The organism is Dietzia sp. NCCP-2495, assembly GCF_026011735.1.
Lineage (GTDB): Bacteria > Actinomycetota > Actinomycetes > Mycobacteriales > Mycobacteriaceae > Dietzia.
In genome coordinates this window covers 19,534-33,387 of sequence record NZ_BRVN01000019.1, presented here as the reverse complement: position 1 = coordinate 33,387, position 13,854 = coordinate 19,534, and the positions used below count along the sequence as shown (strand labels likewise).

The following is a 13,854-nucleotide window of genomic DNA, read 5'->3' as shown; positions in this document are numbered from 1 at the left end:
ACTACACGACTGGGGACGCCGTGCTGCCCGAGGGCCACACCATGTCCGAGAACGCGCAGCTGCTGCGCATCGCCACGGCCGGCTCGGTCGACGACGGCAAGTCCACGCTCATCGGCCGCCTGCTGTTCGACTCGAAGGGCATCTTCGAGGACCAGCTCGCCTCCATCGAGGCCACCTCCGCCGGACGCGGCGACGAGTACACCGACCTCGCGCTTCTCACCGACGGCCTGCGCTCCGAGCGGGAGCAGGGCATCACGATCGACGTGGCGTACCGCTACTTCTCGACCCCGCAGCGCAAGTTCATCATCGCCGACACCCCGGGGCACGTGCAGTACACGCGCAACATGGTCACCGGCGCCTCGACGGCGGACGTGGCGATCATCCTCGTGGACGCCCGCAAGGGTGTGCTCGAGCAGACCCGCCGTCACGCATTCCTGTCAGCCCTGCTGGGCATCCCGCGCCTGGTCGTGGCGGTCAACAAGATGGATCTGGTCGACTACGACGAGGCCACCTTCGAGGCCATCCGCACCGAGTTCACCGAGTTCGCCGCCAAGCTCGAGGTCCACAACGTCACCTTCGTCCCGCTCTCGGCGCTCAAGGGCGACAACGTCGTCGAGCGCAGCGAGGCGATGGCGTGGTACACGGGGCCCGCGCTCCTCGATCATCTCGAGAACGTGCACATCGCCTCCGACCGCAACCTCACCGACGTGCGCTTCCCGGTCCAGTACGTGATCCGGCCCCAGCGCGCCGACGGTCTGGACCACCGCTCGTTCGCGGGCACCATCGCCGGCGGGATCATCAAGACGGGCGACGACGTCGTGGTCATGCCGTCCGGCCGGCAGTCCACCGTCAAGGCGATCTGGGGCCCCGGCGGCTCGGAGCTCGACGAGGCTGCGGCCCCCGCCGCCGTGACCATCGCCCTCAACGACGAGATCGACATCGTCCGCGGCGAGATGATCGCCCGGCCGGGTAACCGTCCGCACCAGGGCACCGAGCTCGAGGCAATGGTGTGCTGGTTCGCCGACGACTCGAACCTGACCACAGGCAAGCGCTACATCATCAAGCACACCACCCGCGACTCCAAGGCCGTGGTCACCGGCCTCGAGTACCGGCTCGACGTCAACACGCTGCACCGCGACCAGGCGGCCACCGAGCTCGAGCTGAACGAGATCGGCCGCATCGGCCTGCGCACGCAGACGCCGCTGATGTACGACGAGTACCGCCGCAACCGCGACACCGGCGCGTTCATCGTGGTGGACGAGGTGACGGGCAACACCGTCGGCGCCGGCATGATCATCGGGCCGGCCGCCAAGGGCTCCAACGTGGTCTGGCACGCCGGATCCGTCCAGCGCGGCGACCGCGGCCAGGGCCGCACCCTGTGGCTGACCGGACTGTCGGGCTCGGGCAAGTCGACGATCGCCTCCGAGGTCGAGCGCCTGCTCATCGAGTCCGGGCAGAGCGCGTACATCCTCGACGGCGACAACCTGCGTCACGGCCTCAACGCCGACCTCGGCTTCTCGGCCGAGGACCGTGCGGAGAACATCCGGCGCACGGCAGAGGTCGCCGCACTGTTCGCCGACGCCGGCGTCGTCGTCATCTGTTCTCTCATCTCGCCGATGCGCGCCGACCGCGACAAGGCGCGCGAGGTCCACGCCGCTGCGGACCTGCCGTTCACCGAGGTGTTCGTGGACACGCCGCTGGCCGAGTGCGAGGCGCGCGACCCCAAGGGCCTGTACGCAAAGGCGCGCTCCGGTGAGATCGCCGAGTTCACGGGCGTCTCCGCGCCGTACGAGCCGCCGCTGACCCCCGACCTGCACATCCGTCCCGAGGACGGGACGGCGGAGGAGGTCGCGCAGCGGATCGTCAGTACCCTCCTCGGGGTCTGAGCGCGTGCCCGAGGCCCTCTGGACCTACGACTCGCTCGGCCTGCTGGTCGTCAGCGCCCTGATCGGCGTGGTGATCGGACTGACGGGGATGGGCGGCGGCGCGCTGATGACGCCCGCGCTCATCCTCTTCGGGATCCCGCCCACCGCGGCGGTGGCCAACGACCTCGTGGTCAACGCGGTCAACAAGGTCATCGGCGCGGGCGTGCACTGGAGGCACGGCAAACCGAACCTCAAGATCGCCTTCTGGCTGATCATCGGCTCGGTGCCGACCGCCTACCTCGGCGCCTGGCTGGTACACGCCGTGGGCGCCGAGGACGTGCAGGGGATGCTCAAGAAGGCGATCGGGGCGACCCTCATCGTGGCCTCCAGCGCCTATTTCCTGCGGGCGTTCTTCGAGATGTCCGGGCGGATCCGCACCGGCAACGACCCCAACCCGCCCGTCAAACCCGTTCTGACGCTGCTGGTCGGGGTGATCGGCGGGCTCATGGTGGGCATCACCTCCGTGGGGTCCGGCACGGTCATCATGATGTGCATCATGCTGCTGTACCCGACGCTGTCCGCGCTGCGGCTGGTCGGGACCGACCTCGTGCAGGCGGTCCCCCTGGTGATCGCCGCGGCCATCGGCCACGTGCTGGTGACCGGCGTCGACTGGGCGTTGCTCATCCCGCTGCTCATCGGCGGCGCGATCGGCACCTACGTCGGATCCCGGTTCGCCGGCCGACTCCCGCAGGGGCTCATCCGTCGGGGCATCACGATCGTGTTGGCCGTGACCGCGGCGTCGATGCTCGGTGCCCCGCCGCTGCTGGTCGCGGCGATCGCCGTGGTGCTCGTCGTGGGTGGACCTGTCGCCTGGGCCGCCATGGTCCGTCGCTACTCGGTGCATCTCGGCGATGCCGCGGCGGGGCCGGGCGCAGCGCCAGCATCCGGCAAGTCGGCCGTGAGCTGAGCGCCGGCGGCCGCCGCGCACTGAGCTCGGTGTCCGCCGCGAACTGAGTTCGGGCGGCCGCCGATCACTGCCGGTCGTCCTCTGCGCTCGGCCCGCGGCCCGCCGTCCGTGGCCCGGTTTGTTGCCCTCACTGCGGGTTCCGCGGCGGTTTCTCGCAGTGGTGGCATCACGCTTCGCAGTGATGTCGACAAGCCGCTGGCGGTCAGGTCGCGCTTCGCTCTAGCGGGCCTCCCACGCGTCCGAATCGAGCGTGAGTTCGTGGACCGCCTCCGGCAACGATTTCTCCGCCAGGTCGGCCAGGGTCACCGCGTCCATTACCCGGCGCAGTGCTGCGCGGGAGGCGATCCACACGTGCTGGAGGATGTCGGCGCGGTCGTTGTACTCCACCGCTTCGGGCCGAACGTCGTAGACGCTGACCAGCGGGCCGTCGACGGCCCGCAATACGTCGGCGACCGTGATCTCGGAGGAGTCCCTGCTCAGGAACCAGCCGCCGGTCTTACCGCGCCGACTCGACACGATCCCTGACCGGCGGAGGTCCGAGAGGATCGCCTGGAGGAAGCCGTGGGGGATGTCCTGGAGGCGCCCCAGTTCCTCCGCGCTGATCGGGGCGTCGCGGGCGTCGCCGTCCGCGCTGTCGCGCTGGGCCGCGGCGAGTTCGACGAGTGCCCGCAGCGCATAGTCCGATTTGGCGGTGACCCTCATGGCCACCAGTGTCCCAGAGGCGCCGGGCCGTCGGCGGACGACCCGGCGCCGCTGAGGCCCGGCAGGTCGGACGAACCGACACCGCCGGGCCACTCGCGAGACCGACAGGGTCAGGCCCGCGCCACCTCGGGTTGCACGGCGTCCTCGCCGAGGTCCTCCAGGGCCCGGGCGATCTTCTCGGCGCGCACGGCCCAGGCGATCCCGGCGATCCACGCCACGACGAGTCCGATCAGGATGGCCGTGACCAGCGCAGTCGGCGCCTCGGCCCAGAGCAACAGGGTCCGCGTGTTGGTCACCACGATCAGTCCGCCCGCGGCGGTACCGAGCACGCGCGCCGGCAGATGCTTGACCAGCCACGCCGCGATCGGCGCCACCAGCACGCCGCCGATGAGCAGCGCCGCGGCATAGCCCCAGTTGATGCCGGCCGCGCCGAGTCCCACGAGGAAGCCGAGCGAGCCGCCCACGGCCACGACGAACTCCGAGGTGTCGATCGAGCCCACGACCTTGCGCGGCTCGACGCGTCCCGAGGAGAGCAGGGACGTGGTGCCGACCGGGCCCCATCCGCCTCCGCCGAGTGAGTCGAGTGTGCCGCCGACCAGACCGAGGGGGACGAGGAATCCGGTGCGCACGCGTCCGCGGAACTCGGGACGTCGTCCGCCCAGTGCGAGGAAGCGGTACAGCACATAGATGCCGAGGGCCAACAGGATCGCGCCCACGACGGGCTTGGCGACGTCGGCGGGGAGGCTCGACAGGATCGTGGCCCCGGCGAAGGCGCCGAGTGCGCCCGGCACGGCGAGGATGCGCACGATCCTCCAGTCGACGTTGCCGAGTCGGTGGTGGGAGACGCCGGAGGCGAGCGTGGTGCCGATCTCGGCGAAGTGCACGGAGGCGGACGCCGCGGCGGGGGCGATCCCGGCCGCCACCAGCAGCGTCGTGGAGGTGACGCCATAGGCCATGCCCAGTGATCCGTCGATGAGTTGGGCGATGGCGCCGACCACGCCGAGCACGATGAGTGTCTTCACGAGAGCCTCTTCAGGTTAGTGAGTTGATTAAGTTGACTAAAACAGTAGACATACTCAACCCGACTTGTCTAGACCGATCTGTCTACCGACTCTCGGGGCGGGGTCGGCACGGGGCCGGGTCGGGGCTTCTAGGCTGGGGGCATGACCGTCATACGCACTCCGGACCAGCAGCTCGCCATGGATCTCGCCGCGGAGGCCGGCCGGCTCCTCGTGGACCTGAGGGCGTCGGGTCCGACGGGTCGTGAGCTCGGCGATCTGGGGGACGCGCAGGCCAACACCATGCTGCTCGAGCGCCTCGCGGAGGAGCGTCCCCGTGACGCGGTCCTGTCGGAGGAGTCGAAGGACGACCTCGCGCGCGTCGACGCCGATCGCGTGTGGATCATCGACCCCGTCGACGGAACCCGCGAGTACGGTCTCGGCGACCGCCCGGACTGGGCCGTCCACGTCGCCCTGTGGGAGCGGGACGGCGATCCGGCGCGGTCACGACTCACCGCCGCAGCGGTGTCCCTCCCCGCGCTCGGGGTGGTCCTGGGGGTCGACGACGACGAGAACTACGCCGACCCGGTGGGCAACCACGGAGTGGTCGGCGGTGGCCTGCTCCCGCCCCGCACCGACTCCCGCCCGCGCATCGTTCTCTCGGCGTCCCGCCCTCCGGCGTTCGCGGAGGCGGTCGCCCGCGCGGTCGACGGTGATCTGACCCCGCTCGGCTCGGCGGGGGCGAAGACCGCCGCTGTGGTGCGCGGTGAGGCCGACGCCTACATCCACGCGGGAGGGCAGTACCAGTGGGATTCCGCGGCGCCCGCCGGGGTGGCGCTGGCCCGCGGGTTCGTCGCCGTTCGCGTCAACGGAGACTCGTTGGAGTACAACGTCGCCGACACGTACCTGCCCGACCTCGTCGTCTGCCGTGCGGATCTGGCCGACGACATCCTCGCGGCCATCGCATCCGTCTGAGGCGGCGGCGCCCTCGCGGTCTGATGTCGCACCTCGCGTTGTCACACCTCGCGGTGTCGGCGCGATGTACAGGGTGAGGTCAGTTCACGCTGCTATGAGGAGGTTGACGATGTCGCAGTACGCCGAAGGACTGGTCGGACCGAGTTCGCCCTGGGAGGCGTTCACCTTCTGGCTCACCGACATGATCCGGGGATCGCTGGGGCTGCCGCCCATTATGCGCATCATGTGCCATCCGGCTCTGTGTCCTGCATGACCGTGCCCGGCCCCGCGATCGCGGGGCCGGGCACAGTCGTGGTGGTCGGCCGAGGCCAGCCCGGGTCGGCCGGGAAACTCAGGCCTCGGTGCCGGTGTTGGGGCGTCCGGCGAGCTCGTCGTCCAGGCGGAGCAGGCCCGGGCCGTCGTCCCCGGTGTGCTCGAGGCGGCCCAGGATCTCGTCGACCGTGGCCTCCTCCTCGATCTGCTCGGCGAGGAACCAGTTGAGCAGGGGGTTCGAGTCGATGTCGTCCGCCTTGGCGCACGCACGGTAGAGCTCGCGGACCGATTCCGAGACGCGCTGCTCATGCTCGAGCGCCGCGGTGAAGACCTTGACCGGGTCCTGCGAGACCGACAGCTTGCCGGTGGAGATGTCACCGATGCGCGGGTGGTTGCCGCGGGCGTTGAGATGGTCGATGAATTTGTTGGCGTGGACGATCTCCTCGTCGGCCTGCCGACGCAGCCACGAGGCCATACCGGGCAGATCCGCCATATCCATCTCGATCGCCAACTGCCGATAGACCAGGCTGGATTCGAACTCCAGGGTGATCTGGTCGTTGAATTGGGCTTCCAGTTCGTCGTTCAGCTTCATGGTCGCGAGCGTACGCCCGGCATGCTGTGCAGTTGCTGAAATCAGTCGGGTACCGTGCGGGGCGTGGGCGATCATCGCGAGGAGGGGCCGTCGGACGACGGTGCCCCAGCCGGGCCGGTGCCGGAGCCCGAGGTCTGGCGACTGGACCATCCCGATCTCGGGGTTATCGAGGTCGCGGTGGGCGCCACGGACACCCTGCGGCTCGTTGACGAGGGCTTTCCCCGCCTCAAGTCCGGTGCGGACGAGCCCACGACTCCCGGATGCGTGGTGCTGGAGGGCGGCGAGGTGGTGGCCCGCATCCGCCAGATCGGCAACCACCGTGTCGCGCTGGAGTCGGAGCCGCCGGCCCACGGAGAGTTCACCACGGTGCTCACCGCGCTCTCCGGCCCTCGAGTACAACTGCGCAGCAGTACCTTCTCCGGCGAGATGCGGCAGGTGACCTTCCGCGACGGTTCGGAACTCGTCCACTTCGACCCGCCGCCCGACTCGGCGGCGGAGGCGCGGCTGGACGCGATCGCCGCGTCGCCGTGGAAACGCGTGGTCTATCCACTGGCCGCGGGCGTCGGGAAGTCGGGCTGGGCGATCGCGATGATCCTGCTCCTTCCGCTGCTGCGACCGCTGTTCGATCCGGTGATCGACTGGATCGCCGAGCGGATGCCGGACATCGATATCCCGTGGCCCGACATCTCGTTGCCGGCCATCCCGTGGCCGGACATCACTCTGCCCGCGATCGACCTGCCCGCGGTGGAACTGCCCGGCTGGGTGGAGTTCCTGCTCGAGTACTCGAAGGTGTGGGTCCCGCTGGTGATCGGCGTGGCCCTGGCGGTACTCGCCGTCCGGCATTCGCGGAAGTCTCAAAGGATCAAAGACGGGTGGAAGGTCGAGCGGGATCGCGAGCACCGCGCCGCGGACGAGGTCGACGAGCGGGAATGACTCCGGCCCGGCCCCGACAGTGCGGGGCCGGGCCGGGGCGCGGCGCCGTGGGACGTCAGGCGCTGGCGGGCAGCGTCACTTGTCGGTGACCAGCGCGCCGGCGATCGCTAGCATGAAGACGTCCTTGGACAGCGACAGACCCTCCTGGCTGGGACGGATGCCGTCGGACTCGGTCATGGCCGGATTGCGGAAGTACATGCTCAGCAGGCCAGCGGAGAACGCTCCGAGTGCGGCGCCGGCGACCTTCTTCGGCACGAACGGGGTCAGCAGGGCCGCGCCCACGCCGATCTCGGAGTAGGCGATGACCTTGCCGAAGGTGTCGGCGTCCAGCTTGGTCACCGCGGGGATGCCGGTGGAGGCGAAGCCCTGAAGGCCCTGGGCGGACTCGGTGGGCAGGCCGCGCTTGCCCAGGCCGGAGTTGAGGACGAATGCGCCGGTGACGCCGCGGAGGATCGCGTTGGACAGGCTCATGAAGGGCTCCTTCTGTCAGTGTGTGTCCCGGGGTCGGACCGGTGCTCGCGTCCATGTCCGGGTGGGGATGTGATCTGTTGTGATGGTTGATACGCCACATAGGTGACGTGACACCGAACAGGGTAACGCACGATCGCCCGATTTCAATCCCGGAATCCGCGTCGGGCCCCCGCTCGGCCCCGGGCCGTGTTCATACGGTGAATTCCCGTTGCCGTTTAGGCGGGTCGTGCTGCGCGGATGCTCAGACGATGGAAAGGTTCACCGCATGAGCGAACGCGACCTCTCTACGACCCCGGAGCGGGTCACCGAGTCCGAGACGACCGAAGCCGCCCAGGGCAGCGCTTTCGCGCGGGGAGCCTGGAAGCTCGGCCTCAAACGTGCCGCCGGGAAGTTCTCCCGCGACGGGTGCACCGACCTGGCCGCCGCATTGACGTACTTCGCCGTCCTGTCCCTGTTCCCCGCACTGCTGGCCGTGGTCTCGTTGCTCGGCGTGTTCGGGCAGGGTGAGGCCACGGTCGACGCCGTGATGGAGATCATCGAGGGGGCGGCCCCCGAGGAGACCCTCGCCGCGATCCGCGGTCCCATCGACTCCCTCGTCAACACCCCCGCCGCCGGCTTCGCCCTCGTCACCGGTGTCGCCGGCGCGCTCTGGTCGGCCTCCGGCTACGTCGGGGCGTTCGCTCGCGCCATGAACCGCATCTACGGCGTGGAGGAGGGACGGCCGTTCTGGAAGCTCAAGCCGTCCATGCTGCTGCTCACGGCCGTGATGGTGGTCCTCATCTGCATCGCGGGTCTGTTGCTGGTCGTCAGTGGACCGGTGGCCGCGTGGATCGGCGACCTCATCGGGCTGGGCGAGACGGCCGTCATGGTGTGGGGCATCGCCAAGTGGCCGGTGCTCGTCTTCGTCGTCGTCCTCATCCTCGCCATCCTGTACGGATTCGCTCCCAACATCCGGAAGCCCAAGTTCCGGTGGCTCTCCATCGGCGCCGTCGTGGCCCTGCTCGTCTGGGGCCTGGCCACCGTCGCCTTCGTCTTCTACGTCTCCAACTTCGGCAGCTACAACGCCACCTACGGCTCGCTCGCCGGCGTCATCATGTTCCTGCTCTGGCTCTGGATCACCAACAACGCCTTCCTCTTCGGCGCCGAGGTGGACGCGGAGATGGAACGCGCCCGTGAGCTCAACGCCGGCCTGCCCGCCGAGGACGCGATTCTGCTCCCGCCGCGGGACACCTCCGCCAGCGACAAGGCCGAGGAGAAGCATCAGTCGACCGTCGACCAGGCGGCCGACCTTCGCCGCGAGGCCCAGGCGGAGCAGGCCCGTAACCGCTTCTGACCCCGCGGCGACCAGTACCCCACGTGACCCCCACATGACCTCCGCCGGCGCCACGCGGTCGCTCCGTCGACGGATCCGGGTCGTGTGGATGGTGCTCGTCCGCTCGGTGTCCGAGTTCTTCAGCGACCGCGGACCCGACCTGGCGGGCTCCCTCACGTTCTACGGGGTCCTGTCGCTGTTCCCGGCGCTGTTGGTGGTGATCTCGCTGCTCGGCGTGTTCGGGCGCGGCGCCGAGACCGTCGACGCGCTCATGGGGATGCTCTCCGACATCGCGCCGCCGGTGATCCTCGACCCCGTCCGCGGGCCCATCGAGGCGCTCGTGACCGCCCCCACGGCCGGTCTCGCGCTGGTCGTGGGCACGGCGGTCGCGCTGTGGTCCTCGTCCCGGTACGTGTGGGCGCTCGGTCGGGCGATGAACCGGGTGTTCGGCGTCGAGGAGGGGCGACCGCTGTGGTGGGTCCTGCCCACTGGTCTGGGACTCACCGCGGCGCTCATCCTCCTGGTCGCGCTCGGCGGCGTGGCGCTGGCGTTCACCGGCCCGATCGCCGAGACGATCGGCGGCTGGATCGGGCTCGGCGGCGAGGCCGTGGCCCTGTGGGAACTGGGCAAATGGCCCGTGACGGTGATCGCCGCGGTCCTCGCGCTGGCCCTGCTGTACCGCTTCGCCCCCAACATCTCCGGGCGCCGCTTCCACTGGATCTCGCTCGGGGCGGCGGGCGCGCTGGCGATCATCGCGGTGGCCACGGTCGGATTCGGGTTCTTCGTGGCCAATTTCGGCAACTTCAACCGGGTCTACGGCTCACTCGCCGGCGTGATCGTGTTCCTGCTGTGGCTCTGGCTCGTCAACATGGCGGTGGTCTACGGCGCCCGGCTCGACGCCGAGGTGATGCGCGTCCGCCAACTCCGCGCGGGTCTGCCGGCGGAAGAGGAGCTGGTGGTGCTGCCGCGGGACACACGCGCGCAGGTCGCGAGGGACCGGCGGCGGGAGACGATGCTCGCCCGGTACCGCGAGCTGCGACGCGAGTCCGGGGCGGAGCCTGAGTCCGTGGCCGAGTCAGGGCCCGAGACCGAGACCGGCGCCGGGCCCGAGGCCACGGCATGACGGATTCACCCCGGTAGGGTTGTGGCCATGCGCCTCGTCGTCACCGGGGGAGCCGGGTTCATCGGCGCCAACTTCGTCCGCACCGTCATCCGCGAGCACCCGCACGCCCACGTCACGGTGCTCGACTCGATGACCTACGCCGCCAACCGCGCGAGCCTCGAGGACCTGATCAAGGTCCCCGGCGAGGGTGGATCCGACGACGACGAGGTTCGCGCCCACCTCGCCGGGGGACCGGCCCGCGTCGAGCTGGTCGAGGCGGATTGCGCCGACGCGGCGGTGACCGACCGATTGATCGCCGAGTTGACCGGGCCGGACGACGCGGTGGTCCACTTCGCCGCCGAGAGCCACAACGACAATTCGCTGGCCACCCCGTGGCCCTTCGTCCACTCCAACATCGTGGGCACGTACGCGGTGCTCGAGTCCTGCCGCCGCCACGACGTCCGCCTGCACCACGTCTCCACCGACGAAGTGTACGGCGACCTGCAGCTCGACGATCCGGCGAAGTTCACCCCGGCCACCGCGTACAAGCCGTCGAGCCCCTACTCGGCCACCAAGGCCGGCGCCGACATGCTCGTGCGTGCGTGGGTCCGCAGCTTCGGGGTGCGCGCGACGATCAGCAACTGCTCCAACAACTACGGCCCGCGGCAGCACGTGGAGAAGTTCATCCCGCGGCAGATCACCAACATCCTCGACGGCCGTCGGCCGCGCCTCTACGGCAGTGGTGCCAACGTGCGGGACTGGATCCATGTCGACGACCACAACTCGGCCGTCCTGCGGATCCTCTCGCACGGTGAGCTGGGCCGGACCTATCTCATCGGGGCGGACGGGGAGCACTCCAACCTCGCGGTGATGACGGCCATCTGCGAGCTCATGGGAGTCGCGGGATCAGGTGGGGACCGGGGCTTCGACCACGTCACCGACCGGCCCGGCCACGACCTCCGCTACGCGATCGACGCCACCGTCACGCGCGAGGAGCTCGGCTGGGAACCTCGGCACACCGACCTGCGCGAGGGGCTGCAGCAGACCATCGACTGGTACGCGGCAAACCGCGACTGGTGGGAGCCGGTCAAGGAGCGGGTCGAGGCGAGATACGCGCAGACGGAGCGGGTGCTGTGAAGGAGCTGATCTGGTGAAGGGCATCGTCCTGGCCGGCGGCAGCGGAACACGCCTGCGGCCGCTCACGCTCGCGACCAGCAAGCAGCTCATGCCGGTGTACGACAAGCCGATGATCTACTACCCGCTGTCCACCTTGATGCTGGCGGGGATCCGCGACATCCTCCTCATCACCACCGCCGAGGACGCGCCGCAGTTCCGCCGACTGCTCGGGGACGGGGCGCAGTTCGGCATCTCGCTCAGTTACATTGTGCAGCCGGAGCCGAACGGTCTGGCGCAGGCGTTCGTCCTCGCCGCGGATCACATCGGCGACGAGCCGGTGGCGCTGGTGCTGGGCGACAACATCTTCTACGGCCCCGGCATGGGCACGCAGCTGCGGCGCTTCGCGAATCCGGACGGCGGCGCGGTATTCGCCTACCAGGTGTCCAACCCGCAGGAGTACGGCGTCATCGACTTCGACGCCGACGGTCGCGCGACCAGCCTCGAAGAGAAGCCGGAGAACCCGCGCTCGGATTTCGCGGTGCCGGGCCTGTACTTCTACAGCCCCGACGTGGTGGAGGTGGCCCGCGGGCTCGAGCCGTCGGCGCGCGGGGAGTACGAGATCACCGACGTCAACCGCCACTACCTCCGCGAGGGCCGCCTCCACGTCGAGGTGCTGCCGCGCGGCACGGCGTGGCTCGACACCGGCAGCCACGATTCGCTGCTCGACGCGGGCAACTACGTGCGCACGATCGAGGACCGCCAGGGCCTGAAGATCGGGTCACCGGAGGAGGTCGCGTGGCGGATGGGATATATCGACGACGACGAGCTCGCCGCCCGCGCGAATGACCTGCTCAAGTCGGGGTACGGCGGATATCTGCTGGAGATACTGCGACGGGAACAGGGTCGGCGGCCGTGACAGAGGGGGAGCCGATGACGAGTGCGACGAGCGGGGAGTTCACCGACCGGGGCGGACTGCCGCGCATCCTGGTGACGGGCGGCCGCGGTCAGCTCGGGCGGGAGTTCGCCCGTCAGGCCGGCGACCGGGCCGTCGCACCGGGGCGGGACGAGATGGACATCGCCGACCCGTGGTCGATCGCCTCGGTGCTGGACGACTTCGCGCCGGACGTGGTGGTCAACGCCGCGGCATACACCGATGTCGACGGTGCGGAGTCCGATGAGGACGGCGCGGCCGAGATCAACATCGACGGCGCCCGCAACCTGGCCCGAGGATGTGCCGACCGCGGGATCCGGATGATCCACATCAGTACCGACTACGTGTTCCCCGGCGGGGTGCCCGGCGGCGGCGATCCCGCCACCGCGCCCGGTCTGCAGCCCCACGACCCGACGGGCCCGGTCACCGTCTACGGCCGCACCAAACTCGCGGGGGAGCGGGCCGTGTTCGAGGAGCTGCCCGAGGCGACGGTCCTCCGCACGGCGTGGCTCTACACCGGTGCCCGCAGGGTGGCCCTGGAGATCCCCGGCGGCGACTTCGTCGCCACGATGATCCGCCTGGAGGCCCAGCGGGAGACGCTCACCGTCGTCGACGACCAGTGGGGATCGCCCACGGACGTCACCACGCTCACCGCGCAGATCCTCGAGATGCTCGCCGCCGAGAAGGCCAAGCGGATCGACACCAGCGGCGCCGTCCACCACGTCACGGACGCGGGCCGGGCCACCTGGTTCGAGCTCGCCCGGGCCGTCTTCCGCGAGCTCGGCGCCGACCCGGAGCGGGTGCGACCGTGCAGCAGCGAGGAATTCCCCCGGCCCGCGCCGCGGCCGGCGTTCTCGGTGCTCGCCGATTCCGGCTGGCGTGAGCTGGGACTGACCCCGGTCGAGGACTGGCGGACCTCGCTCGCGCGGGGGATGTCGGTGCTGGGTGCGCAGGACTCACCGGGGTTGACGGATGCTGGGTCGTCGTCGTCTCCCGACACCTCCGCCCCCACCGGCGGTGACGGGACGCGGTGAACCGACACCTCCGTCGCGTGGCGGTGGTCGCCGTCGTGCTCACGGTGACCGGTGCCGCCGTCCTCACCACCTGGGGCGCGTTCCTCCTCCGGCCGCACGGCGACGACCCCGCTCCCGCCGACGCGGTGGTCATGCTCGCCGGCGCCGACGACGGCCGACACCTCTACGCCCGCGACCTCGTCGAGGCCGGCTATGCCGACACCCTGCTGGTGAGCAATCCCGGCGGCAACAGTGAGAAGGTCGCGCGTCGACTGTGCACCGGGATCGCCCTGCCCGCCGACGCCGAGGTGGTGTGCTTCAGCCCCGACCCGCGCACGACGTGGGGCGAGGCGCAGATGGTCTCGGCCATCGCCGAGCGGCGCGGCTGGGAGCGGATCCTGGTGGTCACCAACCGGCCGCACACGGTGCGCGTGAAGACCTGGATGCGCACCGTGACCGGCCTCGACGTGCGCGTGACACCCGTTCAGCGACTCGACACGACGATGCTGCCGGTGCACCTGGTGTGGGAGGCGGCCGGCTGGATCAAGGGCAAGCTCAACGGGCAGTGGTGAGGGGCTGAACGGTGACGGGCTGAGCGGCGCGGGGCCGTGCCCGACCGCCCCCG

At 70.1% G+C, this 13,854-nt stretch carries 15 protein-coding genes; 10 read left to right on the top strand and 5 right to left on the bottom strand.

Features of this window, described 5'->3' with window-relative positions:
* Positions 1 to 41: 41 nt before the first annotated feature.
* Together cysN and OPF83_RS13900 are read left to right on the top strand one after the other, a co-directional pair.
* Complete coding sequence (gene cysN / locus OPF83_RS13905; RefSeq protein WP_264888153.1) at positions 42 to 1,886, top strand: sulfate adenylyltransferase subunit CysN; 1,845 nt, start codon at positions 42 to 44, stop codon at positions 1,884 to 1,886.
* 4 nt (positions 1,887 to 1,890) lie between these two features.
* A complete protein-coding gene (locus OPF83_RS13900) occupies positions 1,891 to 2,832 on the top strand; it encodes a sulfite exporter TauE/SafE family protein (protein WP_264888116.1) in 942 nt (313 codons plus the stop codon).
* 219 nt (positions 2,833 to 3,051) lie between these two features.
* On the opposite strand, the gene OPF83_RS13895 is transcribed toward OPF83_RS13900, so the two are convergent.
* Positions 3,052 to 3,534, bottom strand: coding sequence for an Rrf2 family transcriptional regulator (locus OPF83_RS13895; RefSeq protein ID WP_264888115.1), 483 nt, complete (start codon positions 3,532 to 3,534; stop codon positions 3,052 to 3,054).
* Positions 3,535 to 3,644: 110 nt separating this feature from the next.
* Complete coding sequence (locus OPF83_RS13890; RefSeq protein WP_264888114.1) at positions 3,645 to 4,556, bottom strand: sulfite exporter TauE/SafE family protein; 912 nt, start codon at positions 4,554 to 4,556, stop codon at positions 3,645 to 3,647.
* Positions 4,557 to 4,697: 141 nt separating this feature from the next.
* On the opposite strand from OPF83_RS13890, the gene OPF83_RS13885 reads away from it, so the two are divergent.
* Complete coding sequence (locus OPF83_RS13885; protein ID WP_264888113.1) at positions 4,698 to 5,507, top strand: 3'(2'),5'-bisphosphate nucleotidase CysQ; 810 nt, start codon at positions 4,698 to 4,700, stop codon at positions 5,505 to 5,507.
* A gap of 84 nt (positions 5,508 to 5,591) precedes the next feature.
* Here OPF83_RS13885 and OPF83_RS13880 read toward each other — a convergent pair whose 3' ends face one another.
* Both OPF83_RS13880 and OPF83_RS13875 read right to left on the bottom strand, forming a co-directional pair.
* On the bottom strand, positions 5,592 to 5,732 hold the full coding sequence (locus tag OPF83_RS13880) for a hypothetical protein (RefSeq protein WP_264888112.1): 141 nt from the start codon (positions 5,730 to 5,732) through the stop codon (positions 5,592 to 5,594).
* A gap of 106 nt (positions 5,733 to 5,838) precedes the next feature.
* Positions 5,839 to 6,351: a ferritin gene (locus OPF83_RS13875; RefSeq protein WP_264888111.1), complete on the bottom strand. Its 513-nt coding sequence runs from the start codon at positions 6,349 to 6,351 to the stop codon at positions 5,839 to 5,841.
* A gap of 63 nt (positions 6,352 to 6,414) precedes the next feature.
* Between OPF83_RS13875 and OPF83_RS13870 the strand changes: the two genes are divergently transcribed.
* Entirely contained in the window at positions 6,415 to 7,284 is an 870-nt protein-coding gene (locus tag OPF83_RS13870; RefSeq protein WP_264888110.1) for a hypothetical protein, read from the top strand.
* 75 nt (positions 7,285 to 7,359) lie between these two features.
* Here the strand turns inward: OPF83_RS13870 and OPF83_RS13865 are convergent, their stop codons facing one another.
* Entirely contained in the window at positions 7,360 to 7,755 is a 396-nt protein-coding gene (locus OPF83_RS13865; RefSeq protein ID WP_264888109.1) for a hypothetical protein, read from the bottom strand.
* A gap of 265 nt (positions 7,756 to 8,020) precedes the next feature.
* Between OPF83_RS13865 and OPF83_RS13860 the strand changes: the two genes are divergently transcribed.
* The 6 genes from OPF83_RS13860 to OPF83_RS13835 are packed head-to-tail and all read left to right on the top strand — an operon-like array spanning position 8,021 to position 13,801.
* A complete protein-coding gene (locus tag OPF83_RS13860; RefSeq protein WP_264888107.1) occupies positions 8,021 to 9,088 on the top strand; it encodes a YihY/virulence factor BrkB family protein in 1,068 nt (355 codons plus the stop codon).
* 34 nt (positions 9,089 to 9,122) lie between these two features.
* Positions 9,123 to 10,190: a YihY/virulence factor BrkB family protein gene (locus tag OPF83_RS13855; RefSeq protein ID WP_264888105.1), complete on the top strand. Its 1,068-nt coding sequence runs from the start codon at positions 9,123 to 9,125 to the stop codon at positions 10,188 to 10,190.
* Between the two features lie 27 nt (positions 10,191 to 10,217).
* Positions 10,218 to 11,306, top strand: coding sequence for a dTDP-glucose 4,6-dehydratase (locus OPF83_RS13850; RefSeq protein WP_264888104.1), 1,089 nt, complete (start codon positions 10,218 to 10,220; stop codon positions 11,304 to 11,306).
* A gap of 13 nt (positions 11,307 to 11,319) precedes the next feature.
* Positions 11,320 to 12,201 (top strand): glucose-1-phosphate thymidylyltransferase RfbA, encoded by an 882-nt coding sequence (rfbA, locus tag OPF83_RS13845; protein ID WP_264888103.1) that lies wholly within the window; start codon positions 11,320 to 11,322, stop codon positions 12,199 to 12,201.
* Between the two features lie 14 nt (positions 12,202 to 12,215).
* Positions 12,216 to 13,250 carry a dTDP-4-dehydrorhamnose reductase gene (gene rfbD / locus OPF83_RS13840; protein ID WP_264888102.1) on the top strand — a complete coding sequence of 345 codons (1,035 nt, stop codon included), beginning with the start codon at positions 12,216 to 12,218 and terminating at the stop codon, positions 13,248 to 13,250.
* Entirely contained in the window at positions 13,247 to 13,801 is a 555-nt protein-coding gene (locus OPF83_RS13835) for a YdcF family protein (RefSeq protein WP_264888101.1), read from the top strand. Before rfbD ends, OPF83_RS13835 begins: the two co-directional genes overlap by 4 nt.
* The last annotated feature ends 53 nt before the right edge of the window (positions 13,802 to 13,854 follow it).